The organism is Dyadobacter sp. 676, assembly GCF_040448675.1.
In the GTDB taxonomy this organism is placed as follows: domain Bacteria; phylum Bacteroidota; class Bacteroidia; order Cytophagales; family Spirosomataceae; genus Dyadobacter.
Genome location: NZ_CP159289.1, coordinates 1,691,705 through 1,717,947 on the forward strand (window position 1 = coordinate 1,691,705; position 26,243 = coordinate 1,717,947).

The 26,243-nt window shown below is 50.7% G+C and carries 20 protein-coding genes; 13 read left to right on the forward strand and 7 right to left on the reverse strand.

Annotated features, from left to right (window positions below; genetic code table 11):
* Window positions 1-33 precede the first annotated feature (33 nt).
* A complete protein-coding gene (dnaE, locus tag ABV298_RS07735) occupies window positions 34-3,003 on the forward strand; it encodes a DNA polymerase III subunit alpha (protein WP_353721577.1) in 2,970 nt (989 codons plus the stop codon).
* On the opposite strand, the gene ABV298_RS07740 is transcribed toward dnaE, so the two are convergent.
* Entirely contained in the window at window positions 3,000-4,250 is a 1,251-nt protein-coding gene (locus ABV298_RS07740; RefSeq protein ID WP_353721578.1) for a hypothetical protein, read from the reverse strand. The genes dnaE and ABV298_RS07740 overlap by 4 nt on opposite strands.
* 154 nt (window positions 4,251-4,404) lie before the next feature.
* Between ABV298_RS07740 and ABV298_RS07745 the strand changes: the two genes are divergently transcribed.
* From ABV298_RS07745 to ABV298_RS07755, 3 genes are all read left to right on the forward strand, one after another.
* A complete protein-coding gene (locus ABV298_RS07745; RefSeq protein ID WP_353721579.1) occupies window positions 4,405-4,893 on the forward strand; it encodes a hypothetical protein in 489 nt (162 codons plus the stop codon).
* Window positions 4,894-4,968: 75 nt separating this feature from the next.
* The gene (locus tag ABV298_RS07750; protein WP_353721580.1) at window positions 4,969-5,592 is read left to right on the forward strand and encodes a GyrI-like domain-containing protein; all 624 of its coding nucleotides are present in this window, start codon (window positions 4,969-4,971) and stop codon (window positions 5,590-5,592) included.
* Between the two features lie 157 nt (window positions 5,593-5,749).
* Window positions 5,750-8,554: an insulinase family protein gene (locus ABV298_RS07755; RefSeq protein WP_353721581.1), complete on the forward strand. Its 2,805-nt coding sequence runs from the start codon at window positions 5,750-5,752 to the stop codon at window positions 8,552-8,554.
* Between the two features lie 53 nt (window positions 8,555-8,607).
* On the opposite strand, the gene ABV298_RS07760 is transcribed toward ABV298_RS07755, so the two are convergent.
* The 3 genes from ABV298_RS07760 to ABV298_RS07770 form a co-directional block, all read right to left on the reverse strand.
* Entirely contained in the window at window positions 8,608-8,841 is a 234-nt protein-coding gene (locus tag ABV298_RS07760; protein WP_353721582.1) for a DUF3820 family protein, read from the reverse strand.
* A 13-nt stretch (window positions 8,842-8,854) separates the two neighbouring features.
* A complete protein-coding gene (locus tag ABV298_RS07765) occupies window positions 8,855-10,324 on the reverse strand; it encodes a nicotinate phosphoribosyltransferase (protein WP_353721583.1) in 1,470 nt (489 codons plus the stop codon).
* A 221-nt stretch (window positions 10,325-10,545) separates the two neighbouring features.
* Window positions 10,546-12,030 (reverse strand): glycine--tRNA ligase, encoded by a 1,485-nt coding sequence (locus ABV298_RS07770; RefSeq protein WP_353721584.1) that lies wholly within the window; start codon window positions 12,028-12,030, stop codon window positions 10,546-10,548.
* Window positions 12,031-12,306: 276 nt separating this feature from the next.
* Between ABV298_RS07770 and ABV298_RS07775 the strand changes: the two genes are divergently transcribed.
* The 3 genes from ABV298_RS07775 to ABV298_RS07785 all read left to right on the forward strand — a co-directional run bounded on the left by ABV298_RS07775 (window position 12,307) and on the right by ABV298_RS07785 (window position 17,215).
* Window positions 12,307-12,654: an ABC transporter permease gene (locus ABV298_RS07775; RefSeq protein ID WP_353721585.1), complete on the forward strand. Its 348-nt coding sequence runs from the start codon at window positions 12,307-12,309 to the stop codon at window positions 12,652-12,654.
* Complete coding sequence (locus tag ABV298_RS07780; RefSeq protein WP_353721586.1) at window positions 12,629-14,704, forward strand: FtsX-like permease family protein; 2,076 nt, start codon at window positions 12,629-12,631, stop codon at window positions 14,702-14,704. Before ABV298_RS07775 ends, ABV298_RS07780 begins: the two co-directional genes overlap by 26 nt.
* Before the next feature lie 108 nt (window positions 14,705-14,812).
* Complete coding sequence (locus tag ABV298_RS07785; protein WP_353721587.1) at window positions 14,813-17,215, forward strand: ABC transporter permease; 2,403 nt, start codon at window positions 14,813-14,815, stop codon at window positions 17,213-17,215.
* Here the strand turns inward: ABV298_RS07785 and ABV298_RS07790 are convergent, their stop codons facing one another.
* From ABV298_RS07790 to ABV298_RS07800, 3 genes are all read right to left on the reverse strand, one after another.
* Window positions 17,216-17,557, reverse strand: a complete 342-nt coding sequence (locus ABV298_RS07790) for a DUF5615 family PIN-like protein (protein WP_353721588.1) — start codon at window positions 17,555-17,557, stop codon at window positions 17,216-17,218. It abuts the gene before it with no gap.
* Complete coding sequence (locus ABV298_RS07795) at window positions 17,554-17,784, reverse strand: DUF433 domain-containing protein (RefSeq protein ID WP_353721589.1); 231 nt, start codon at window positions 17,782-17,784, stop codon at window positions 17,554-17,556. The genes ABV298_RS07790 and ABV298_RS07795 overlap by 4 nt, the downstream gene beginning before the upstream one ends.
* Window positions 17,785-17,846: 62 nt before the next feature.
* A complete protein-coding gene (locus tag ABV298_RS07800; RefSeq protein ID WP_353721590.1) occupies window positions 17,847-19,091 on the reverse strand; it encodes an MFS transporter in 1,245 nt (414 codons plus the stop codon).
* 231 nt (window positions 19,092-19,322) lie between these two features.
* Between ABV298_RS07800 and ABV298_RS07805 the strand changes: the two genes are divergently transcribed.
* The 6 genes from ABV298_RS07805 to ABV298_RS07830 all read left to right on the forward strand — a co-directional run bounded on the left by ABV298_RS07805 (window position 19,323) and on the right by ABV298_RS07830 (window position 26,241).
* Window positions 19,323-19,781: a hypothetical protein gene (locus tag ABV298_RS07805; protein WP_353721591.1), complete on the forward strand. Its 459-nt coding sequence runs from the start codon at window positions 19,323-19,325 to the stop codon at window positions 19,779-19,781.
* A gap of 28 nt (window positions 19,782-19,809) precedes the next feature.
* Window positions 19,810-20,685, forward strand: a complete 876-nt coding sequence (locus tag ABV298_RS07810; protein ID WP_353721592.1) for a winged helix-turn-helix domain-containing protein — start codon at window positions 19,810-19,812, stop codon at window positions 20,683-20,685.
* Between the two features lie 5 nt (window positions 20,686-20,690).
* Window positions 20,691-23,099 carry an FtsX-like permease family protein gene (locus ABV298_RS07815; RefSeq protein WP_353721593.1) on the forward strand — a complete coding sequence of 803 codons (2,409 nt, stop codon included), beginning with the start codon at window positions 20,691-20,693 and terminating at the stop codon, window positions 23,097-23,099.
* Window positions 23,100-23,333: 234 nt separating this feature from the next.
* Window positions 23,334-23,996: an ABC transporter ATP-binding protein gene (locus ABV298_RS07820; RefSeq protein ID WP_353721594.1), complete on the forward strand. Its 663-nt coding sequence runs from the start codon at window positions 23,334-23,336 to the stop codon at window positions 23,994-23,996.
* Window positions 23,997-24,016: 20 nt separating this feature from the next.
* Entirely contained in the window at window positions 24,017-25,330 is a 1,314-nt protein-coding gene (locus ABV298_RS07825; protein WP_353721595.1) for a TolC family protein, read from the forward strand.
* Window positions 25,331-25,587: 257 nt separating this feature from the next.
* Window positions 25,588-26,241 (forward strand): hypothetical protein, encoded by a 654-nt coding sequence (locus ABV298_RS07830; protein ID WP_353721596.1) that lies wholly within the window; start codon window positions 25,588-25,590, stop codon window positions 26,239-26,241.
* Window positions 26,242-26,243: the final 2 nt, after the last annotated feature.

Below are 26,243 nucleotides of genomic sequence, written 5' to 3' on the forward strand. Positions count from 1 at the left end.
AAGTAAGTACTCAGTTCCGTTTTTCAAATACTCATGTTACTCAACTGTCACTCATATTTCAGCCTCCGGTTCGGGACTATCCCCGAGGACGACCTGCTTGCGCTTTGCAGGGAAAACGGTTATGACTGCGTCGCACTCACCGATATAAACAACACATCGGGATGCCTCAACTTTATACGGATGGCTCCCAGATTCGACATCAAACCCATTGTCGGGATCGACTTCCGGAATGGCGTAACACAGCAGTTTGTGGCGCTGGCAAAGAACAACAGCGGTTTTCAGGCGATGAATGCGTATTTATCGGCCCGGAAAATGGCAGGCGCCCCCTTCCCTGACCGTGCACCGGAAATGGAGCACGTGGCGGTCATTTATCCTTTTGAAAAACTCAACAAGGAACGACGCGAACAATTCGGGCCGGACGAGTATATCGGTATTTCGATGCAGGAGCTTGGAAAGCTGCATTACTCTCCCTTGCAACGCTTTATGAGCAGAATGGTGATTCAGCAGCCGTTAACTTTCCGGAACAGGAAGGATTTCAATGCGCACCGGTTACTGCGTGCCATTGACGAAAATACATTATTGAGCAAACTGGCCGCTTCGCAAACCGGTCGCGAAGACGAGCAGATCGTGCAAGCGAAGGTCCTCGAATACCATTTCGAACAAAAGGACTTTCACATAATACTGGAAAACACCCGAAAACTGATGGATGAATGCAATATCCATTTCACTTTCGGTAGCGAACGGGGGCACCAGAACCTGAAAGTGTTCGGCAAAAACGAAGAAGACGATTTCAAAAGGCTCCGCTCGATGAGCTACGAGGCACTTGGTTACCGTTACGGCGACAACATTACCGACGAGATTTTTGACCGCATCGCCAAAGAATTGGAAATGATCCGGCAACAGAATTTTGTGCCGTTTTTCCTGGTAAACCATGATATCGTAAGCTACGCACGTCGCAAAGGCTATTATTACGTCGGCCGGGGCAGCGGCGCAAACAGCATCATCGCCTATTTGCTCAATATCACTAACGTCGACCCGATCGAGCTGGACTTGTATTTCGAACGGTTTATCAACCTTCACCGTAAAAATCCGCCCGATTTCGATATCGATTTTTCCTGGCGCGACCGTGAGGACGTTACCCGTTACATCTTCGACACCTACGGTAAAAACGGCCAGGCCGCATTGCTGGCAACTTACAGCACGTTTCAGCATAATGCCGCCGTGCGCGAACTCGGCAAGGTGTTTGGCTTACCTCCCTACGAAATCGAAGCGCTGGCGAACGGAAAGTACGATCCCAAAAAGCTGGATCAGCTTGCGGGACTTGTAATTAAATATGCCGATTACCTGCAAACCAACAATCAGCCGAACCATCTGAGTATCCATGCCGGCGGTATCCTGATCTCGGAGCGGCCCATGCATTATTTCACGGCCACGGACGTCCCGCCGAAAGGCTTTCCTACCACTCAGTTCGACATGGTGATTGCGGAGGATGTGGGGTTGAACAAATACGATATCCTGGGCCAGCGCGGTCTTGCGAAAATCAAAGAAACACTCGAAATCATCCGTTATAACCGTCCGGAAGCGGCTGATTTCGATATTAACGACGTAAAAAAATTCAAAACGGACCCGAAAATCAACGATCTGATCAGACAGGCGCAATGCATCGGCTGTTTCTATGTGGAATCACCGGCCATGCGGATGCTTTTGAAAAAGCTGGAAGTGGACAATTACCTGGGACTGGTCGCCGCCAGTTCGATTATACGGCCGGGAGTCGCCAAAAGTGGTATGATGCGCGAATACATTCTCCGCCACCGGCATCCCGAAAGACGTAACGAAGCCCATCCGCGCCTGCTCGAACTGATGGAAGAAACGTATGGCATCATGGTTTACCAGGAAGACGTAATCAAGGTTGCGCATTATTTTGCGGGCCTGACGTTAGGCGAAGCCGATGTGATCCGGCGGGGCATGAGCGGAAAATTCCGGGGACGGGAGGAATTCGAGCGTGTGAAGAAAAAGTATTTCAAAAACTGCCGGAGCAAAGGTTACGACGAGACGATGACCATGGAAGTCTGGAACCAGATCGCCAGTTTCGCGGGCTTCGCGTTCGCCAAAGGACATTCGGCTTCCTATGCCGTGGAAAGTTACCAGACCTTGTTCCTTAAAGCGTATTTTCCGCTGGAATTTTTAGTAGCCGTGCTTAATAACGGCGGCGGTTTTTACGCCCCCGAACTGTACATTCATGAGGCCCGTATGCTTGGCGCCCTCGTACACGCGCCCTGCGTGAACCACAGCGACGCGCACGCGACAATCGAAGGCAACGAGATATATCTCGGTATGCAATTCCTGAATGACCTCGAAGCCAGAACGATCGAGCGGATCCTCTCCGCGCGCAGGCAGGACGGCCCGTTTACGTCGTTGAATGATTTTCTCGACCGCGTACCGATTTCCATTGAACAACTTACCATCCTGATCCGGATCGACGCGTTCCGTTTTACCGGGATTGGCAAGAAAACGCTACTTTGGAAAGCGCATTTTCGGCTAAGCACCACACCGGTAAAGGTCCCGCAAAAGCAATTGTTCCACACGGAGATCAAGGATTTCGAACTGCCCGAATTCCATTCCTCCATTCTCGACGACGCCTATGACCAGATCGAGCTGCTCGGCTTTCCGCTTTGCAGCCCTTTTAACCTCCTGAAAAACCCGCTCCCCAAAAGCGTCATGTCACGCGATCTGCACCATTATGTGAATCAGGAGGTGGTGCAATACGGCTATTTGGTAGCGCTAAAAAATACCCGCACAGCCCGGGGCGAATCGATGCAGTTCGGCACGTTTCTGGATTACGAGGGGCAATTTATCGATACCGTTCACTTTCCCACGGCAGCCGCGAGAGTGAATGCGTCGGTCAAGGGAGTTTACAAAATCCGGGGTATAGTAACGGAAGAGTTCGGCTTTCTCACTGTGGAAGTGTCCGAAATTACCCGCGTGGAATCTGCGGCGCGTTAAACCCGCCGGCTTGTGTGCATAGGGTTTATTTCCCTAATCAATGCAATAAACAGCCATATCAGAAGCGCATTGCGAATGTTCAGGAGGGCGATCATCGTCAATTGTTTCGAGATCAGATTGTAATAGTGTCCCGGAAATATAACGATCGTCAGCATCAGTGCGGCACCGAAAATAAGGTATGTCCTTAGCCTGCAAAACGATATCAATGGTAACAGCCAGATCAGGTATTGAGGTGACAGCACTTTGTTGAGCAATATAAAAAGCAGTATCTGTGCGGCGGCTGCGGGAATGAGTCGCGCGGCACGACCCGCTCTCGTACCCGCCCGAAACGCCCACGCCACATACGCGAGCATGGCGAGGAAACAGGCCGGAATAACGACATCGATCACCTGCAATACGGAGGCCGCCAGCGGAGTAACCAGATGCATTGCTCCGAAGCTGTGTGCAATGTCGAGTTTGACAATGCCCGTGCTTTCCAGTAACAGCATAACCCCTCCCGCGACGCTCTCCACCTGAATGCCCCTCAGCATGTGATAATGCATAAAATCCGAGACCCCGCCCATACCGGCCAGCACACTAAAACCTGCTACAACTCCCGTAATGACCACGCATCCGCCAGCTTGCCGCGCCAGTTTGTACCAGCTTTTTTCAGACAAATAATATAATCCGAAAACCGGTATTAACACGATCGGGTATAATTTGGCGGCGGTGGCGGTCGCCCATGACATCCCCGATAAAAATGGCCTTCGCATAGCATAACCAATGGCCAGGATTGTCAGCAATGCAGGAAAAGAATCAAAACGGAAAAGAAATACCGGCAATGACAGCAGCAGGGCGGCCATATACCGCGGCAGTGCTTTCCCGGCCGGGTCCATTTTACCGATTATCCGGGCCATTAGCAGCCCCAGCAACAAGTTTTGCGCCATAAACCAGGCAACATAGCTGTGAAAGGACCCGTCAGCCAGATTACTCAAAATGCCGGGTATCAGAATCGGTAGCAACGATAATAAGGGGTATTCCAGCTTAAAATCGCGAAACGGAACCTGCCCGCCGAGCATTTTCACGGCCGTGTCCCGGTAAAGCGTCAGATCCTGAATATGCGCATTGAAGCGAAAAATCAGGTAATAACCTTCCAGCACAAGGTAAAAAACGATTAACAGGTACATGAACCGGGGCGGGAAAAGGCGCTTCCGAAGCGTGGTATTGCCGCTGGCCGGCAGCCAGCCGGAAACCTTGAATTCAGGCATGATCGAAATGGATATAGGTTAAAAACAGGTCGCAGATGTAATGATACCGGCCCCGGATAATTCTCCTGACACATTTCCGTTTTCATTCTGTCTCCGAAGAAGTGACGTAAAACCAGCTTCATATTGATAATTCGAACACGCATCGCTCACCACCATGACAATACGACAATTCTTTTCGCTGCTCGCCATTTCATGCCTCGTTTCCTGCTCCGGAAAGCCCGGCGCTTCCGACAACATGGCTGCCGATACCTCGTCCCGGGCCAATATTCAGGCAATGGACACAACCTCCCATTGCTTCGCGTACCGGGTCGGCAAAGATTCGGCGTTCTTCCGTCTCCACATCGGCGAAAACGGCACGGCCACTGGCGAGCTATCCTATTCCCTTTTTGAAAAAGACCGTAATCGGGGAAGTTTCGCGGGGAAAATCCACGGAGATACGATTTGGGCTAAGTATACATTTACTTCGGAGGGAATAGCATCAGTGCGCGAAATAGCGCTTTTGAAAAAGGGCCCGGCCTGGATCGAGGGATTCGGGAATATGCAGGACTCCGCCGGAACGATGGTTTTCAGCAACCGCTCCAAGCTGGATTTCGAGAAGGGCCTGCATTTCGAACCGGTTGAATGCCCTTCCGCGACACATTGATTTTTTACGGTCCTGCTGCCATACAGCTGTCAGCGGGCCACCATTTCTTGCATGCGTTATCAATCTGAAACCGCCATGGAGAAACTGGATCTCACCAAACATTTCAAAAGTTATTACACCGCAAAAAGCAAACCGGAATTGCAGTATATCGAAAAGGCGCGCTATCTGTCCATTCAGGGAAAGGGCGATCCGTCGGGCGAGGAGTTTATGCAAAAAATACAGGCATTGTATCCGGTTGCCTACGCTTTGAAATTTGCATTCAAAGCCAAAAACAGGGATTTCGTCGTCGCTAAACTCGAAGGTTTATGGTGGTACGACGAAAGCCGTTTCACGGGGGTGTCTATCGCCGACTCGCCCACCACGATCCCGCGCAGCGAGTGGGAATACCGCCTGCTGATCCGCATTCCGGATTATGTGACGGAAAACGACGTCGAATCCGCGGTCGCAGCCACTTTTGCCACGAAGGGCCTGCCGGCGGTCGGAGAGGTTTCGTTTTTTGAAATGACGGAAGGAAAAGTGGCCCAGATGTTACACACCGGCCCATTCGATACCGAAGTGAAAACGCTCGAAAAACTCGGCGCATTCATGTCCGAACGTGGGCTTTCAAAAAACGGGCTGCACCATGAAATTTACCTTTCGGACTTCCGGAAAACGGCGCCGGAGAAGTTGAAAACCATTCTGCGGGAGCCCATTAAATAGACAAATAGTTACAAAATTTACAAGAAATACGCGGCCGGCACGTTCTTTTGCGTGCCGGCCTTGTTTTTCCAAAACATTTACCGCGCTCACTTTGCAATCGCAATCTTTAACAATATCTTTCGCCTCTCCTGAATAATATCAAATTAAAATCAGAAAAATGAAAAAGGCGTTCATAGCATTTTGCTTGGCCGGATGGGGTTTCATTTCCGTTGCAGCAGCGCAGAATTTGAGCTCTCAAAAAATCCCTCTCGATCCCGGTGTAAAGACCGGAAAACTAAAAAACGGAATCACTTACTACATCAGGAAAAATGCGGAACCGAAGAACCGGGCCGAGCTCCGGCTGGCCGTAAAAGCGGGTTCGGTATTGGAAACGGATGCCCAGCAGGGGCTGGCGCATTTCATGGAGCACATGAATTTCAACGGCACGACGCATTTTCCCAAAAATGAACTCGTCAATTTCCTGCAAAAGACCGGTGTGCGCTTCGGCGCCGATCTGAATGCCTATACCGGTTTTGACGAGACCGTTTACATGCTGCCGATACCTACAGACTCGGCGGGGCTGCTTGAGAAAGGCATCCAGGTTTTGGAAGACTGGGCGCACGGCGCATTGCTCGATCCGTCGGAAATTGAAAAAGAGCGTGGCGTGGTGCTGGAAGAGTCGCGTATGGGGCGTGGCGCGCAACAACGCATGCGCGACAAATTTCTGAAAGTGATCCTGAACAACTCGCGTTATGCGGAAAGGTTGCCGATCGGAAAAGACAGCATTCTGAAAAGTTTCAAACCCGAAACTATCAAAGCTTTTTATCAGGATTGGTACCGCCCGGACCTGATGGCCGTAATTGCCGTAGGCGATTTCGACGTAGCGAAGGTGGAAAGCCTTATTTCCCAGAAATTTGGCTCCATTAAACCGCCCGTTAACCCTAAAAAACGTACCCGCTACGAAATTCCACTGGATGGCTCCACCAAAGTGGCGATTGTTACCGATCCCGAATACCCCCAGAACCTGATCCAGCTCATTTACAAACTACCCGACAGCCAGGAGAAAACCTTGCAGGATGTGCGGGATAATTTTGCGCAGGAACTTTACAATGCGATGATGGGACAGCGGATTCAGGAGCTTACCCAAAAGGCCGACCCGCCGTTCCTTTACGGCGTGACCGAGTATGGCGATTTCCTGGGAAACCTGGATTCCTACACTTCGATGGCCCTGGCGAAAGACGCTGCTTCCATGAAAAGGGCCTTGACCACTTTGCTGGAAGAGAATGCGCGGGTTCAGAAATTCGGATTCACACAGCCTGAACTCGACCGCGCGAAGAAGGATTTTTATAATGGCATCGAAGAGTATTACAAAGAGAGGGACAAGACCAAATCGGCGAACCATGTGCAGGAATACCTCAACCATTTCCTTCACGACAAGCCATTTATGGGTGCCGAGGCTTATTTTGAATTCGTGAAAAAACACCTCGATGGCGTGACCCTGGCGGAAGTGAATGGCCTGGCTAAAAAATACATTAGCGACAAAAACAGGGCTGTGGTGATTATGGGTCCTGAAAAAAGCAAGGACGCATTGCCCACCGAGGCGGAAATCCGCACGTTACTGAACGAAGCGGGTAAGGACGTAACCGCCTATGTCGACGACGTGGTGGACGCTCCCCTGCTCAAAGCAGAGCCGACTCCCGGGAAAATCACAGCCGAAAAAACGCTGGAAAAACTTGGGGTGACGGAATTGACCCTTTCGAACGGCGTAAAAGTGCTTTTAAAACCTACGGATTTCAAAAACGATGAAATCCTGATCAAGGCAACGGCGAAAGGTGGCTATTCCCTCTTTCCAGGTGAACGCGAAACAGGCATTTTCACGAGTTATCTCGTTCAGTCGGGCGGTGTGGGGCCTTACAACCAGACGCAGCTGCAAAAGTACCTGGCGGGTAAAACAGCCAGTGCCGGCCCATATTTGAGCGAACTTACTGAGGGAGTTGGGGGAAACACCAACCCTAAGGATCTCGAAACGACATTGCAGCTTATATACGCTTATTTCACGGAGCCCCGCAAAGATGCCGATGTGGTGGCGGGCATTCTCGCCAACCAGAGGGCCTACCTTGAAAATATGCAAAAAACCCTGACTCCGGAGAAAGTGTTTTCCGACTCGCTGAATGCCGTGCTTACGAGCCACAATCCGAAACGCCAACCGCTGAAACCGGAGAGCATTGATAAAGTAAGCCTCGACCGTGCATTTGAAATTTACAAAAACCGCTTTGCCGATGCTTCGGATTTCGTTTTCACGATCGTGGGCGCGTTCAAGCCGGAGGCGATTAAGCCATTGATCGAAAAATACCTCGGCAGCCTGCCGTCGACAGACCGCGACGATACTTTTAACCATCCGAATATTTTCCCGCCAAAGGGGCGTATCGAAAAGGTGGTTTATAAAGGCCTCGAACCCAAAAGCAGGGTAACGTTGGTTTCGAGCGGGGAATACGACTACAACCCGGAAAACAATATCCAGATCGAGGCATTGCAGGAGATTTTGCAAATCAAACTAATCGAATCGCTGCGTGAGGAAGAGAGTGGCGTGTACGGTGTAAGCGTTTCCGAGGGCACCGATAAATTCCCGACCGGCCATTACCGGTTCTCCATTGGCTTCGGCTGTGCTCCCGAGAATGTGGACAAACTGGTGAAAAGGGCGCAGGAAGAAATCAACAAGATCAAAACTAACGGAGCGGACCCCAAGGATATCGAGAAATTTGTAGCGGAAACGCAGCGCAAAACGGAAACCGCACTCAAAACGAACGGTTTTTGGCTCGACTACCTGGACGACAACACATTCCTCGGCGACGATCTGAATGAAATATTCGAACAGGACCGGTTACTCAAATCGGTGACTGTAGCGAGCACCAAAGCTGCGGCACAGAAATACTTCAATGACGACAATTTCATCAAAGTGGTGCTGATGCCTGAGAAAAAATAGCTGCTCCGGGCACAAAAATGCCGGCTCCGTACCCCGGAACCGGCATTTTTGTTTTAGGCCACCTTCCGTAACCCCTGAATCAGGAATTCGAGGCCGTTCATCTTGATTTCCAGCATGGTACCCAGCAGCATACCCAGCTTGCCGGATGGAAACCCTTCGCGGTAGAACCACTCGAGGTAGGAAACGGGCAAGTCTGCTATGACATGGTCCTTGTATTTGCCGAAAGGCATTTTGTAGTTGATCAGATCTTTGAGGATCTCGCTGTTCGGATGTGTTAACTCTTGCATACTCAATTGCTTTTCACGCCTCGTTGCCGGCGCGAAGTTTAAAAATCAGGTTGGTTTTTAAATCAAACAAATCTTTTTCAAGGCCTACCGGATAGGTATGCGGGTTTACAAATCGTTTTATTCCCTTATAAAAATGTGCCAGCTGATCCTGCACGCGCTGCCGCGTCTCATGTACGGAAGGCAATTTGTAGATCAACTGACCCTTCGCAAAAACGGGGACGAGCAAATCCTCGTAAGGCACCGACTCGTCGAACGAACGATTTTTAGTAAAGTCGTATGGGTCTACCATCGTGGCTTTCCCGATCAGCGGCGTTTCGGTATTAAATATCATATCCGAAACGAAACCATTTGAATCCCTGAACCTTCTCACCTGTTGAATGCCTGGTGTCGAAACCTTGATCGCCTGTTCCGACAACTTCAGTTTGTAGTCCCATTCCCCGGACTCGGTGCGGATTGCGGCCAGCTTGAAAACCCCACCCAACGCAGGCTGGTCATAGGCCGTAACGAGTTTGGTACCGATCCCCCATACATTTATTTTCGCGCCCTGAATTTTCAAGCTGTCCATAATGTACTCATCGAGGTCGTTACTGGCCACGATATTCGTTTTTTCGAAGCCCGCTTCGTCCAATATTTTCCTCGCTTCGATACTCAGGTAGGCCAAATCGCCGGAGTCGAGACGGATACCGCCCAGGTCGTGACCGCCGGCGCGCAGCTGTTTTCCTACCTCCACCGCGTGCCGGACGCCATTCAGGGAGTCGTAGGTATCCACCAGCAAAGTCACATTGTTAGGCATGTGCTTCGCGTAAGTTTCGAAAGCCTCCAGTTCGCTGTCGAACGACATTACCCAGCTGTGGGCATGGGTACCTTTCACCGGAATATCGTAAAATTTCCCCGCAAGGACATTGGAAGTAGCGTCGAACCCGCCGATATAGGCTGCCCGGCTGGCTGTTACACCACCATCGGGTCCCTGTGCGCGACGCAGGCCGAATTCTAGCAATACATCATCTTTTGCGACGAGCCTCATCCGCGCCGCTTTGGTGGCAATTAGCGATTGAAAGTTGATCAGGTTGAGCAATGGCGTTTCCAGCAGCTGGCATTGCAAAATCGGCCCCTGAATACGGAGAAGCGGTTCATTGGGAAAAACAACAGTACCTTCCGGAATGGCGTCGATACTGCAATGCAGTTCCAGCTTCCTCAAATATTCGAGAAAACCGTCATCGAAAAGCTTGTTACCATCGCTGCCCGTGAGCGAGCCGATATAGGCCAGGTCTTCCTCATTGAAACGGTAATCCTGCAAATATTCGATGACGCTGCAAAGCCCGGCCGCGACCGTAAACCCACCCGCGAAAGGATGTTTTCTGAAATAAAGGTTAAAAACCGCTTCCTGCTCCGCTTTGCCCGATTTCCAATAGCCGTAAGCCATGGTAAGCTGGTAAAGATCGGTAAGAAGGCTCATTGAAGTATCGTAAAGCTGGTTGATCATTTCGCTTCGATTGGTGTCTTAAAGCCGTCTAGTTACTAAATAATGGGCATTTTAGCTACCAATACCGATTTTGCAGCATAATCATTGACCCAATGGCGAATGCATTTTGGCCGCCTCCCGCTATGGCCCTGCTGCATTGTGCTGACTAACAGCCGTTCATACCAACAAAACGGGGGCTGCTTTGAGAAGAACAGCCCCCGTTCAATATATTAGCCGGTCGGTTAAATCGCTTCGAGAATGCGCTCGATCGCTACCTGATAACCAATTTTATCTTTCAATTCGCTGATATGGACGCGTTCCTGTTCCATCGAGTCGCGGTGGCGGATCGTGACGGTGTCGTCTTCCATTGTCTGGTAATCCACCGCGATGCAGAACGGCGTTCCGATCAGGTCCTGGCGGGTATACCGCTTGCCGATCGCCGCATTGTCGTCATAAACCGTGCGGAAAGAGGATTTCAGCGAGTTCGCCAGCGCCTGCGCTTTTTCTGCCAAACCATCCTTTTTCACCAAGGGCAATACCGCCGCTTTGAATGGCGCCAATGCGGGGTGCAGTTTCAGCAAAGTGCGCTCTTTGGCATTCTCCCCTTCCCCAGCCGTTTCTACAGTGTAGGCATTGCAAAATGCGGCCAGGAACAACCGGTCGGCGCCTACGGATGTTTCTACCACGTAAGGAATGTAATTACCATAAGGCTTGCCATTCTCGTCCAGATCCGCATCGAAATACTGTTGCTTCTTCTTCGAAAGCTCCTGGTGGTTGCGCAGGTCGAAATCGGTGCGCGAGTGGATACCTTCGATCTCGCGGAAACCGAATGGAAATTCGAACTCGATGTCGACAGCAGCATTGGCATAATGCGCTAGTTTTTCATGATCGTGGAATTTCAGCTTCTCAGCCGGCAAACCGATCGCCTTGTGAAACTTCATCCGGGCTTCCTTCCATTTGGCATACCAATCCATTTCGGTGCCAGGGCGTACGAAAAACTGCATTTCCATTTGCTCAAACTCACGCATACGGAATGTAAACTGACGTGCCACGATTTCGTTACGAAACGCCTTGCCGATCTGTGCGATGCCGAAAGGCACCTTCATACGGCCGCTTTTCTGCACATTCAAAAAGTTCACAAAAATACCCTGCGCGGTTTCCGGTCGGAGGTAGATCATATTGGCTTCCTCAGCTACCGATCCCACCTGTGTGCTGAACATCAGGTTGAACTGACGGACCTCGGTCCAGTTGGCTGTACCCGACACCGGGCATTTGATATCTTCCGCAATGATCAGTTCGCGAACGCCGTTCAAATCTTCCGCACTGAGCAAACGGCCCATTTCAGCCAGCAACGCTTTGGCTTTTTCGGGATGGCCTTCTTTTTCATATTGTTCCGCTTTGCCTTCCAGCAGCTGGTCGGCGCGGTAACGTTTTTTCGAGTCTTTGTTGTCGATCATCGGGTCGTTGAACCCATCGACGTGGCCCGATGCCTTCCAGGTGAGCGGATGCATGAAAATCGCCGCGTCGATACCGACGATATTGTCGTGCAGTTGCGTCATGGCCTTCCACCAGGCGGTTTTGAGGTTGTTTTTCAATTCGACGCCGTTCTGGCCATAATCGTAAACGGCTTGTAATCCATCATATATTTCGGAAGAAGGGAACACGAAACCGTATTCCTTCGCGTGCCCAACAATGTCTTGCAGAGAGGTAGCAGGTGCCTGGCTCATTCTATTTGTTTAAAATCAATAAGAAAAAAGACTATTAAATCCATCAAAATCATGAATTTGGCAAAATTAGGGATTTTGACGGCATTGCCTATCCATCCGCCGGCCGAAATCCCGTCTTAATTTTTTGTAAACCGGCGTACGTCGCTGAACAGGGATGTCCGGTAGTGAACAATCCTACCCGTATAAACCTTCATAATACACTACTAATCAGCCCATAATAGCACTGGCATATAATTTACTCGTTTAATGGTGCTGACTAACAAACCGGCTTCCCCCATGCTACTTAACTACCTCAAAATATCCATCCGAAACTTCCGTAAACAACGGTTGTTCAGCGGACTCAACATCCTGGGGCTCGGGATCGGCATCGCCGCCGTGTGGCTCATGTTGCTCTACGTGGCCGACGAGGTCAGTTACGACGGCTTCCACGCCAAAGCGGACCGTATTTTCCGGGTTACGCAGGAAGCACGATGGGCTACCGGCAGTTTCAAACTTGCCCCGACGTCGGCACCGTTTGCGCAGGCATTGCGGAATGAATATCCTGAAATCGAAAAGACCGTCCGGATCAGCGCCGAAGGTGGCGGCAGGATCCGGTTCGGTGAAAAAACAGATCGACGCGAATGACATTTACTTCGCGGACGCATCCGTTTTTGACATATTCTCCTACCCATTTATTTACGGGAACCCTGCTACCGCGCTCCGCGAACCACAAAAAATCGTTTTAACCAAAACACTCGCCATCCGGATTTTCGGCGATGCGTCGAAGGCAATGGGTCAAACCGTATTTTTTTCCAACAATTTCCCCAACACCGTAACGGGCGTCATGGAAGACGCCCCGGCCAACTCTCACTTGAATTTCAGCGCATTGCGCTCGTTACCGGCCGGTTACGCCGGCGGTTGGCAGGACGGGGATATTTACACCTATCTGCTTTTGAGAAAAGGGGCGGACGCAAGGAAACTCGAAGCCAAATTCCCGGCATTTTATGCCAAATACCTGCAAAAACAAATGGGAAATGCCGATTACCATATGGGATTGCAGCCGCTGACTTCCATTCATCTGCACTCGCATCTGGACTATGAAATCAGTGCGAACGGGAATATCCATACGGTTTATATTTTCTCGGCCATTGCCCTGCTTATCCTGATCATCGCCTGTATCAATTATATGAACCTGTACACCGCCCGCTCGCTCAAACGCGTGCGCGAGGTCGGCGTGCGCAAGGCAATCGGCTCCCGGCGATTCCAGCTCGTGGGACAGTTTTTGACAGAATCGATCCTGATGACCGGTCTGGCCGGGTTGGCGGGTTTTCTTTTGGCCAAATCTGCATTGCCGCTTTTCAATCAACTGGCAGAAAAAACATTGAGCATCGACTTTCAAAACAATGAATTATTAACATGGGGCGTTGCAGGCGTTTTTCTGCTTCTGATCGGCCTGCTTAGCGGGCTGTACCCCGCATTGATGCTCTCCGGCTACCGACCGGTGATTGCCTTGAAGGGACAACCGGGAGAGCAATCGGGCGGAGTTGGTTTCAGGCAATCGCTGGTGGTGTTCCAGTTTGCGGCTACGGTAGCGATGATCGCCTGTTCGGGAATTGTGTACAAACAAATCAGGTATGTGAACCATAAAGATTTGGGTTTTAACAAAAAGCAGGTGTTGACTTTCCATATCGACAAAAACGAAGTGCGGAGCCAGGTGGGCGCATTGAAGGAAAAGTTGGAACAAAATCCGGCGATCGAAAGCGCCGCGGCTGCCAGTAACCCCATCGGCAACAACAGCATTGGGTCTACTGCATTGTTTATCGAAACCAATAGCGGCGAAATACCTTCTACCCCGCAGATTACGCAACGGTTCATGGCCGATGCGGACTACCTGCGCACGATGGAGATCAAGCTCCTGAACGGCCGCGATTTTAGCAAAAATTCCCCCGCAGACCTCTCCGGTGCGGTACTCGTGAACGAAGCGCTGGTAAGGAAACAGGGCTGGACAAATCCGATCGGGAAAAGAATGCGATTCCCGGCCGATAGCGGCGGTAATACATCCGAGCTGACCGTCGCGGGCGTAACAAACGACTTTCACATTTATTCCCTGCAACACAAAATCGAGCCGCTGGTGATCCGGTTCGCCCCACCGTCGGAGCAGGATAATATGTATGTCCGTATTAACCCTGCAAAAACGGCCGAGGCACTGGCCTACATTCGGCGGATTTATAAGACATTCGATCCCGAAGCTACTCCGGAATTTCATTTCCTGGACGAGAATTTTGCTAAACAATACCGGGCCGAGCAACGGCAAGGTAATGTATTACTGGCCTTTGCCGTGCTGGCGGTGAGCATCGCCTGCCTGGGACTGTTCGGGCTTGCGGCATTCGCGGCCGAAGCGCGCACGAAGGAGATAGGCGTACGCAAAGTGCTCGGCGCCAGTGTGCAGGACGTCGTACTTATGCTTTCCCTTGATTTTGTAAAACTCGTACTGATCGCCATCGTCATAGGGACTCCCGTGGCCGCGTATGCAATGGACAAATGGCTTCAGAACTTCGAGTACCGCGAAACGCTGTCCTGGTGGGTATTCGCGCTGTCCGGCATTATCGCCATCGTAATCGCACTGGCGACGGTAAGCTCACAAGCATTGAAATCGGCGCTGACGAACCCTGTTAAAGCTTTGAGAACGGAGTAGAGGAGGAAGAAATGGAAACCTTTCCTTCCTCCATCCTTCGCTGTTAAAAAAAGTTAAACTAACCACTACTGATAATCAGCATTTTGATAATCTGCATAGTTTTGAAATATGCTAAAAAACTACTTCAAAACCGCCTGGCGCAATTTGCTGAAACGCCGTTTTTATACACTGGTAACCGTTCTCGGCCTTACCGTCGGGATGACCTTCTCGCTCCTGATGATAAGTTACATCCGGGGCGAATGGCAGGTCAACCGCAACCTTCGCAATGCCGAAAACCAATACATCATCCGCAGCCGCTGGACCGACCCGAATATGGGAATGGATATAACCACCCTGGGCCCGCTGGGGAAAGCCCTCAAAACGGATTATCCGGGTCTTGTTGCAAACTATTACCGTTACGACGCCATTACGGTAGCGGTCTCGCACGGTGACAAGCATTTCAGAGAGGACGTGCAAACCGGCGATTCCACCCTGCTCGGCATGTACGGTTTCTCACTCCTGCATGGCAACGCACGTACTGCGCTGAACGCACCTAATTCGGTTGTGATTACCGAAAACAAGGCATTGAAATACTTCGGCAGGACGGACGTCGTGGGCGAGTCGCTTACTTTGCACAATTTCCTTGGCGGCAAACAGGAATACCAGGTCACTGCGGTCATGAAAAACCCACCTATCAATTCGGTGACGCATTTGCTTGCCAGCGGGGCGGAGATTTTCTTCCCGTTCAGCAGTCTCGAAGGCCGCAAAGGCTCGGAAGACAACTGGGGTTTTGCCTTCATGGTTAATTACATTGAATTGAAGGAAGGCGTTACTCCCGCCGACCTCGCCAAACCGATAGCCCAGGAACTCGCAACGCACGCATCAGAAGCGATCAGAACTAACCTCGAAGTATATCTGACCCCGCTCAACGAATACTACCGCGAAGCGAACAATGGAATCGTCGACCGGATGATCTTTACGCTTTCCGGCATTACGGTCTTCATCCTGGTAATGGCGATTGTGAATTTTGTCAATATCTCCATCGGCAATTCGTCATCCCGCTTAAAAGAAATAGGCGTACGAAAAGTCCTCGGAAGCCTCAAACGACAACTTATCGGACAGTTTCTCGCCGAGTCCATCCTGCTCTCACTCATCGCAATGTGCTTTTCGCTTGGTCTTTATGAACTTCTCCGGCCGCTTTTCGGCGATATCCTGGGAAAAGAAATAGCGTCGCTGCGCTCGCTGATGCCCTATTCGCTCTTGATCCCCGTCGTCGGTTCGGCGGTCATCGGGGCGCTCGCGGGACTTTACCCGGCATTAGTACTCTCGCGACTACCGTCCGTCGAATCGATGAAGGGTAAATTGAAATCCGTCAGGGACAATATCGTTTTCAGGCGGTCTCTTATCGCCCTGCAATTTATAATCGCATTGCTCGTGTTTGCCGGAGCAGGTATTGTCGCACGACAGGTCGATTATTTCTTCCGTAAAAATCTCGGTTACGAGAAGGAATCGCTTGTAACCATCGGCGTCCCCCGCGACTGGACGCCCGCCGGTCTGGTCAGAATGGAACAGGTACGCGACGGGCTCGGAAGGCTTAAAGAAGTTAAAGACATCACGCTTTCATACGAGATCCCTAATGGCAACGGCAGTTATTTTGGGTTTTACAAACCCGGCCAGGATTCGACAAACGCCGCTCTTGCTACTGTTTTGCGTACGGATGTTTCCTATGCCAGGACTTACGGCATCAGCCTTATCGCAGGAGAATTTCTTCAAGCCCCGCATACCGCCTACCAGCCCGATCGCGTAGTAATGAACGAAACTGCCATCAAATCCCTCGGGTACGCGAATGCGCAAGCGGCAATCGGGGAGCAGGTACGAGTGCATTTTTATAGCAAGCCATTGGCTATCACCGGTGTTGTCCGGGACTTCCATTTCGAATCGATGCACCAGCCCATTAAACCGCTCGTTTTCGCTGACGTCCGCGGCACCAATACATACCGGTATCTCAGCCTCCGTCTGAATCCCGGCAATATCGGAGAGACTATGGCTGCTGTTCAGGACAAGTGGCGCGAACTCATGCCGGACGCCCCATTCGAATACACCTTTATGGATAGTACGCTACAAAAGTTGTATCAAACCGAAATTCAGCTCAAAAAAGCCTCGCGGGTTGCTACATTGCTTTCCCTGATTATCGTCCTCTTGGGCATAATGGGCATGGTTTCACTCAATGTCGCCAGGCGTACGCGGGAAGTCGGTATCCGAAAGGTGCTGGGCGCCACGGGCATACAAGTGGTCGTGCTTTTTCTCAAAGAGTTTCTGGCAATTCTGTCAGGGGCCATTCTGTTGGCATTCCCGTTGGCCGCCCTCCTGGGAAATCAGTGGTTAGAAAGTTATGCCTACCGCATCCGGATCGGCTGGGAAATATTCGGGATTATCGCTGTGCTCTTCGGCATGTTGATCACCCTGTCGGTCTGCATACAAACGTACAAGGCTGCGATAATGAATCCGGTGAAGAGTTTGAAAAGTGACTGATTAAGGCCTGAAAACCTCATAAATATCGAAGTCTGTATCCTGAATGAATTCTCTAATTGTCTCTATTTTATTCGCGAGAATGTTTGAAAGTACTCTTGTGGAAATATTCCCGGTTCTGACCCAGATGATTTTCGGGGGTTCATGAAACTGGTTAATCAGTTTCATGAAATCGTCATGGAGTGTAATAATGGCCTGATAGCCCTTAGCTCTCGCAAACATAAAAATGTCATAGTCTGCCGCATCCGTAAGGCCAACATACTTAAGGTGATCCAGATTGTCAAAATAAGGCTGCTGTAAAGGTAAAATCCGCTGCGAAATATTCTGATCTATCAGAATTTTCATGCCGCTACATCGAAAAGCGTCCGTTTCTGTTGATCCGCAGAAAATTCCAGCGCGGTTATAATGTCTTCCCGCGTCAATTCCGGAAAGTCAAATAGAATATCTTCAAACGACATTCCAGAAGCCAGCCAACGAAGAATATCTTCGACGGTAATACGTATTCCCCTGATACACGGCTTGCCACCACGTTTTCCGACTTCCAAAGTGATGATATTTTTGTAGATATACATGGGTGAGTCGATCGGTTGTATTACAAAAATAACTATTTATCCAAGCACAAGCCAATCGCTTGCTAACTCAACTTCACCGCCAGCAAGTCCCTCGAACGCAAATACACCCAGGTCACTACCAGAAGCGTGAGTATTCCGCCCATCATAACGGACGGCACGGTGCCGAATGCTTTCGCCATGACACCCGATTCGAATGCCCCCAACTCATTGGAAGAACTGACGAAAATTCCGTTAACGGCAGCTACGCGGCCCCGCATTTCATCGGGCGGATAAATCTGGAGAATGGTTTGGCGGATGATTACACTCACACTATCGAAAACGCCCGTCGCGAACAACGCTGCGCAGGAAAGCATAAAATTCGTAGAAACCGCGAACACCAGCGTAAACACGCCGAAACCGGCCACTGCTACCAGCATATTCCGCCAGGCGTTGTGCGTAGGCGGGAAATAGGCCATTGCAAACATTGTCAGCATCGAGCCGATAGACGGTGCAGCACGTAGCAACCCGAGCCCCTCGGGACCGACTTTCAGTATATCCTCGGCAAAAATCGGAAGCAGGGCGATCACACCGCCAAAGAGGACTGAAAACAGATCCAACGTCATAGCATATAGCACTATACGCGTTTTAAATACAAATTTGAAGCCCTCTTTGAGGCTTTCCATAATGGGCGTAACGATCTTGGGAAACTCCGGCCGCGTTTTGATCAGGCCCAACAAAAACCAGCAGATCAGGAAATTGCCTATGACGATCATCAAAGTGTGGGTAAGGCCCAGGTAAGCATACAAAAAACCCGCCGCCGCAGGCCCGATAATAGCACCGGCTTGCGAAAACGAACTACTCCACGTAGACGAGTTATGGTAAATCGTCCGCGGCACCAGGAACGGTTTCAACGAACTCGCCGCAGGAGAATAAAAACCCTTTGCGAAACCAATCAACCCGAAAACCGAATAAATCACGGCCAAATGCTGCCAGTCGGCCAGTCGGTTGTATACCGAGGGCTGAAAGGCCGTATAAAGGATACCCGAGCCGAGCAGAATCACGACCAGACTGACATGCATGATCGATATCTTGTTCTTCTGATCCGCGACATAGCCCCCGAAAAGCGAGGTGATAATGAAGGGAATAGCCTCCGCCAGACCAACGAGTCCCAATGCCAGCGGATCGTGCGTGGTTTTGTACAGTTCATAACCGACGATCACTTCCTGAATACGGATCGTGGCGGAAAAAAGGAAGGAATTGGATACGAAAAACCGGAAATCGGCATAGCGAAGTGCTGCGTACGGGTCGTTAGAAGCTATTTTCTTCAAGCTACTGTCTGTGGTGTTACATAAATCTTAACAACCGTAATCCGTGATAATGTTCTGCTTTAACCGAAAATTAATCGGAATTACTTTTTCCATGCTACAAAATGACTTTAAAATCCCAAAATCAATCTTTTACATTTCGTTTACAATGTTTTACACGGTCGGAGCGGATTGGCTCGCGGCGTCCGGGTACTTTTGGACAAGTTCGAAATTATCACCTGAAACAATGCCGACATGAAAAACCAGATCATCCGGATCGTGCCGCTATGGCTCCTGCTCTGCACCCTGCAACCGTCCGAAGCCCTGCCGCAAACACCCGTCACACTGGAAAATGCACTCCTGCTGAACGGCAGCATAGTGTCGACCGATCAATTCGCCCGGGTTACCCGCGGGGTCATTGCCCTGGCCGGAAGGCCCCCCGGCTCGCAGTGCAGGTCGCTGATGCCGTTCTACATTTACCTGAAACGCGGCGGCAAGATCGTGGACGCTAATGCCTATGCGCATAATCACAGCGTCATGCGCTATGAAATCGCCGAAATCCTGAAAATGGCACAAGCCGGTGACCAGCTCATTATCGATCCTGCGGAACCAGGCAATGCGGCCGGGCGCAAGATCATTATGATCAAAAGCACACAAATAGTCCCGCAATTCAAATGGTTTTATGTGCTGAACGGAAAAAAGGACAATTGTTGAAATTCGTTAAATTTGATCCGGACTGTTTATGGGGGATTTAAAAATGGGATTCCAAAGGTTATTGCTGATGATCGGCTTGTCGGGAATGATTTCCATCGCCGCCAGGGCAAACAGCGATGCCGTTCGGTTTTCCGAGAACGTCAACCTCGCACTCCGGCGGACCGTACACCTGTTGCTGCTGGCGAATAGCGACTCGACATCGAAGATCGAGCCAGTGAGCCAGTCGGATGCCGGCACGTTTTCCGTGCGGATAAATCACGCCCTCGATTATGACAAGCTTCCTCCGTTATTGCAACAATCGCTGGAAGCCTATCGCATCGAACGTCCGTATAACGTAGCCCTACTGGATTGCGAAACGGGCACGCTTCGCCTCGGGTACCAGTTTTTTGACCTCGGGCGGCCGGGCGGCGTTCCATGTGCGGGCCGCGCGAAGGATAAAAGTTGTTATACCTTGCAAATCCGGTTTGTGCCCGAAGCTCCCCGACCGACCAGTAACACCTGGTTGCTGATTTCGTTCGGCGGGACGCTCGCAGCACTGGGTTTTATCGCATGGAACCGGTCGCGGCATAAAAATATCCAGACGCCGGTTCAACCGGTTTCCGGTGCGCGTCTCGCATTCGGCCATTCGTGGCTCGACACCGGCAACCAATTGCTTTATAATACCGAAGCAACCCAGGCACTCACTTTTCGTGAAGCCAAATTGCTGGCTCTGTTTGCCCGGAATGTGAATCAGGTGCTCGAAAGGGATTTTATTCTCAAATCGGTTTGGGAAGATGAAGGAGTAACCGTCGGCCGGAGCGTCGATGTATTCGTTTCGCGGCTCCGAAAACTGTTGGCACCCGACCCGCTTGTCAAAATTACCGCCGTTCATGGCATAGGGTACAAAATGGAGGTCTCTTCCTGAAAATCATGTTTAAATTCTTTCTTAGAATCGCAGCGCGTCGGCTCTGGCAGGGCAGGCTGTATGCATGTATCAACGTCGCCGGAATGGCCATCGGAACGTGCTGCATGCTTTTTGCACTACTTTACACCATCGATGAGCGAGGTTTCGACCGCTTCCATCAAACCAACCCTTATCTCTATCGCATTACCAGCACCTACCACGACCACGGCGAGACCACCACCAGCGGCGGGACGGGGCAGGTACAAGGCCCGGCTTTTAAGGCTCAAATACCCGAACTCATGCATTATACACGCGTTATGGGCGGGGAAATTTACGGCGACGTTCGTTACGGACACCGCGCTTTCAGATTGCAGCTACTGTTCGTCGACAGCTCCTTTTTCAATGTCTTTTCTTTCAAAATGCTCCATGGCAGCGCTCGAAATGCGTTGCAGGACGTCGGCTCGGTGGTGATTACCAAACGCACCGCCCTTAAATTCTTCAACCGCACCGATGTACTCGGCGAAATGCTGCACATAGATGCCGACCCGTCGGCTATGCGCCTGGGAAAGCCGCTGGTCATCGCCGGCGTAACGGAAGACCCGCCGGCCAATTCTTCCATTCAATTCGATATCCTCTTCCCGTTCGGTTTCATGAAGCTGTCGTTCGACGACGCCAGCTGGCTGAATGCCTATCTCGGGACGTTCGTCGTGTTGCGGCCCGACGCCGATCCCGGGCTCGTGATCCGAAAGTTCAACCAGATTGCTTCATCACTGTCGCAAAAGCAGCGAAAAGACCATCCCCAAGCCTCCCCCATTACCTATAGTCTTCAGAAAATGACCGACATTCACCTGAATGGTCATGAAATCCCCGACCAGCATGGGGAATCGGGAATAGTGAATACCGGCAAGCTGGCTTACTCCTACATTTTCACATCGATGGCCGGGTTCATTTTACTAATAGCCAGCATCAACTTTGTCAACTTGCAGGTAGCCCTGTCCATGAAAAGGGCCAGGGAAATCGGTATCCGCAAGGCCACGGGAAGCGGAGCCAAAACCATTCTTGTACAGTTGCTGGGAGAATCGGCATTGGTGATCGGGCTGGCGATGGCTGTTGCATTCCTGTTGGTGTTCGCCCTCTTACCATCGTTCAATTACCTGGCCCAGAAACAAATACCATTTCACCGGATTTGGGACCCTGCACTGCTCGGCTGGACATTATGCATATTTCCGGGCAACATCCTCTGCGCCGCGTTCTACCCTGCATGGCTGCTATCCAGGCTGAACCCGGTGGAAACATTAAATAGCAACGCCCCGCTGGCAGGTAAAAACCCGGTGGGCAATTTCCTGATGGTATTCCAGTTCGCCACGGCTATCCTGCTCGGCATTTCGACCCTGGTATATTACCGACAAATGCATTTTATCCGGTCCAAAAACCTTGGTTATAACCCTGATCAAATCGTCAAAATCGACATTGCCGGCAACAGGGATGCCAATCTGGTCCACAACCGGTTTGTAAATGAACTGGCAGGCGATCCCGCATTCCGGACGATTTCGCTAACGGGGGAATTCGGCAACCGCGATGTGGCGGTGAACGGCCGGAAAGTCCTCACGAATGTTCGGACGATTGATACCTGTTACCTGCCGATGCTGGAAATGAAGTTGATTCAGGGCCGCAACTTTTCGCCGGCCTTTACTTCCGATGAAGAATTCGGTGTATTGGTTAACCAGGCTTTTGTCAAGGAGGCGGGTATTTACCAACCGGTTGGCAAAACAATAATACCCGACGATCATTTCGGTAAAAAAGGACTCACCATTGTAGGAGTGGTCGGGGATTTTCATTTCAACTCGCTGAAAGAACGCATCGGACCTATGATCATGCCGATGAGCACCTATTACGGCGGTGGTGCTTTATGGATTAAAATCGCGCAAAACAGGGAAAGCTATGCCATTGAAAAACTGGAAAAAACCTTCAAAAGCATATTACCGGACGCGGTGTTCAGCTACACATTTCTCCACGATTCCAATGCCAGCGCCTATGCAACCGAGCTGCGCTGGCAGCAAATTATCACGCGGATTACCCTGGTTTCGGTAATTATTTGTAGCCTGGGGCTATTCGGCCTGGCACACCTGGCTATTGCGCAACGCAGGCGCGAAACGGGCATCAGGATCATACTCGGGGCTACCGGCTATGATATTGCCTTTGTTTTTTTCCGCAAATTTATCCCGATCATCGTCCTGGCTGCCCTGATAGCCACTATCGCCGGGAACTCCCTGATGCGTATGTGGCTCGGTGAGTTCGCCTACCATACCGACATTCCCTGGTGGGCATTCGCATGTCCCGGCACAGGGGCGTTCGGACTGGCGTTGCTTACCGTCGCGGCCCAGGCAATGCAGGCGGCCGCGGTAAATCCGGTCACGGTTTTGCGATCGGAATAAGCATGCGTCTGAGCTGTCGGGACATCCCGTCCGGCGCGTCCGAATGCGTACACATTTTGTGCGGTATCGGACGCGAACATATCCAATTCATTTAAAACACATATGTAAATCAATTACTTACATTTTTGGCAAGGCTTTTTAAAATAGGACTGGCATAAGAGAGGCGGCTGTACGGATTTGTTTTTAGACCAGCTTATCCGTAATTACATTCCAAATCTCAAACTTCCAATTTTTATGATCCAGTTAGAAAAGATATCCAAATTTTACCCGGCAGGTTTTGGCAAAACATACGTGTTACGCCACATTGATTTGAACATTAAAGAAGGTGAATTCGTGTCGATCATGGGCCCGTCGGGCTCCGGCAAATCCACCCTGTTACATATACTCGGATTGCTCGAAGAACCATCGGAAGGCGAATACCTTTTCCTCGACGAGCCGGTTCAGAAACTGTCCGAAAAGAAACGCACCGAATTGCACCGCCATCACATCGGTTTTGTGTTCCAGGCCTATCACCTGATCGACGAGCTGACGGTTTACGAAAACATCGAAACGCCGCTTTTGTACAAAGGCACCTCGTCGTCGGAACGTAAGAGCCGTGTTGCCGAGCTGCTCGACCGCTTCAATATGGTTGCCAAAAAGGACCTGTTCCCGCACCAGCTTTCGGGCGGCCAGCAGCAACTCGTAGGTGTGGCGCGGGCAATTGTTCACAATCCCAAAGTGATTTTCGCCGACGAACCGACCGGCAACCTGCATTCGGAGCAGGCGATCGAGATCATGGAATTATTTCAGAAACTTAACCAGGAAGACAAAGTCACCATCGTCCAGGTAACCCATTCGGAAACCAATGCGGCTTACGGCAACCGGATCGTGCGGTTGAAGGACGGATGGCTGGCGTGACCTAACTCAATCTATTAGCCATGAAACGCTTTATTTTACTTTTCTGCTTACTTCCTCTGCTTGGGCAGGCGCAAACGAAACTGAGCCTCGCCGACTGCGTCGACCTGCTGGCCAAAAATAACCTCATTTATCAGCAAGGTACGTTACAGGCAGAAGCCGCACAGGCACAATTACGGCAGACAAGGTCACAGATTTTCCCGCAAATCTATATTTCCGCCGACCAAAGCCTGAATCTCGGCCGTAGCATCGACCAGTACACAAACACGTATATAGACCAGTTTTACACCTATAACGCGCTCAGTACCGGTTTTCAAATGCCGGTATTTCAGGGAGGAAAACTGGCAAACCAAACGCGCCAGGGCACATTGCTGAAAGAATCGGCCATGGAAAACCGGACAGCCGTACTGAACCAGCAAACCATTCTCCTTATGCAGGGATACGTGAATGTGCTCGCCACCAAGGCGTTGCTGGAAGCCGCCGACCAGCAGGTGGCATCATCCCAGCAGCAGGTCGACAAAGTACAGAAGCAGGTGGACGCCGGAACCGCGGGAAACAACCTTCTGGCAGAAATTAAAGCACAGCTTGCGAACGACAAATATTTGCAGGTAACCGCGCTGAGCAATTATCGTACGGCGCGCCTCGCATTATTTCAACGGATGAATATCACGCCGGACGACAATGTAGAATTCGAACCGCTACTGCCCAAAGAGAACCTTGTACCCGCGGCGTCCGGCGCGACGGAACTGTATGAAAACGCGATCAAAACATTTCCGGAAATCCGCAGCGCCGAACTTAGCCGCCAGAGCTACAAATACCTCGTCAAATCGATCAAGGCATTAAACTATCCGTCGCTGAACCTGAGCACAAATGTTCGGGCTTTCTACGCGTCCACCAACGATAACCTCGACTATTTCAAACAGTTGAATGCTACGCGTAACGGCTATATCAACCTCGGTCTCAACATTCCCATTATGGGCCGGTGGGTAACACGGCCGCGAGTCGAGCTCGCCAAGGTCCAGGAACGCCAGGCACAAAACACGCTCGATATCGCCAACCAGCAACTCCGGCAGTCCATCGAAGCCGCCGTGCTGAATCTGAACACCATGGCCGACAAATATGCCGCCGCCGAAGGTCAGGTAGAATCGCTGGGAGCAGCATTCACGGTGGTGGAAAGTAAGTTCAATGCAGGGGTAGCGAGCATTTTCGAATACACGCTTTCCAAAGCAAAACTCGCACAGGCACAAGGCACGGCCATTCAGGCAAAATATGATTACCTGATGCAGCAGAGATTATTACAATATTACCGCCAGGGGAACTGGCAGGGGGTGTTTTAGGCGATAGGCCATAAGCAATAGGCCATAAGCTTTAAGCAATAGACAGGAGATATCAGTCAAGAAACTATACAGGGATCAGCTTATAGCCTAAGGCTTACAGCTTAAAGCCCCAAAGATTGTTAGGTTAAATTTGGTATCGGTAATTCTTAGAGGCAGTCAGACACATTGGCTGCCTCTTTTTCTGTTAAATAAACCTAAATTTTTAGGTGGTTACATTTTGGTGAGTAAATTGGGTTGCAAACTAAAATTTACTATCCATGAAAAGACTTCTTCTATTGTTTCTGCCCGTCATTTTGCTGCTGGCAGGACGCGCGGAGGCGCAGTTTCAGAAAGGGACCGTTCATTGGGGCGCGACGATTAGTTCGGAGGGTACGATCTCCCGTTTCGAAAGCTTCCAGTCCATCGAGACGAAAAACAACTCGCACATGATCAGTCCATCCGTTCAGTTCGGGAAATTCGTCAGAGACAATACTATGTTCGGCTTACGGATCACTCCCAGTTTCAACCTGCTTAACAGCGAGGTAACCGCCCAGAATACGAATAACAAGTTCAAGAATAATTCCCTGACCGTCAACCTTTCGCCTTTTGTCCGTCGCTACAAATTCCTGAGCGAAAAGTGGGCGATTTTCATCCAGCCCGGCCTTAACCTGGCTTACCTTCGTTCGAAGGCCTCGTCACAGGACGAAGAGCTCACCAACGGTTATGGCGGAGGAATCTATGTTGTTCCCGGCATTATTTACCAGATTACCCCCCGTTTTGCGCTGGAATCCGACCTGAACCTGCTTTCCCTTAATCTCAATTATTATCATATGGACGATTGGGATCACTTTCATTTCAATGCCGGCGCTACATCCGGCATTCAGAGTTATTTTGGCCTCAGGGCTTCTTGGTATCTGACTAAATCAAACTGAAT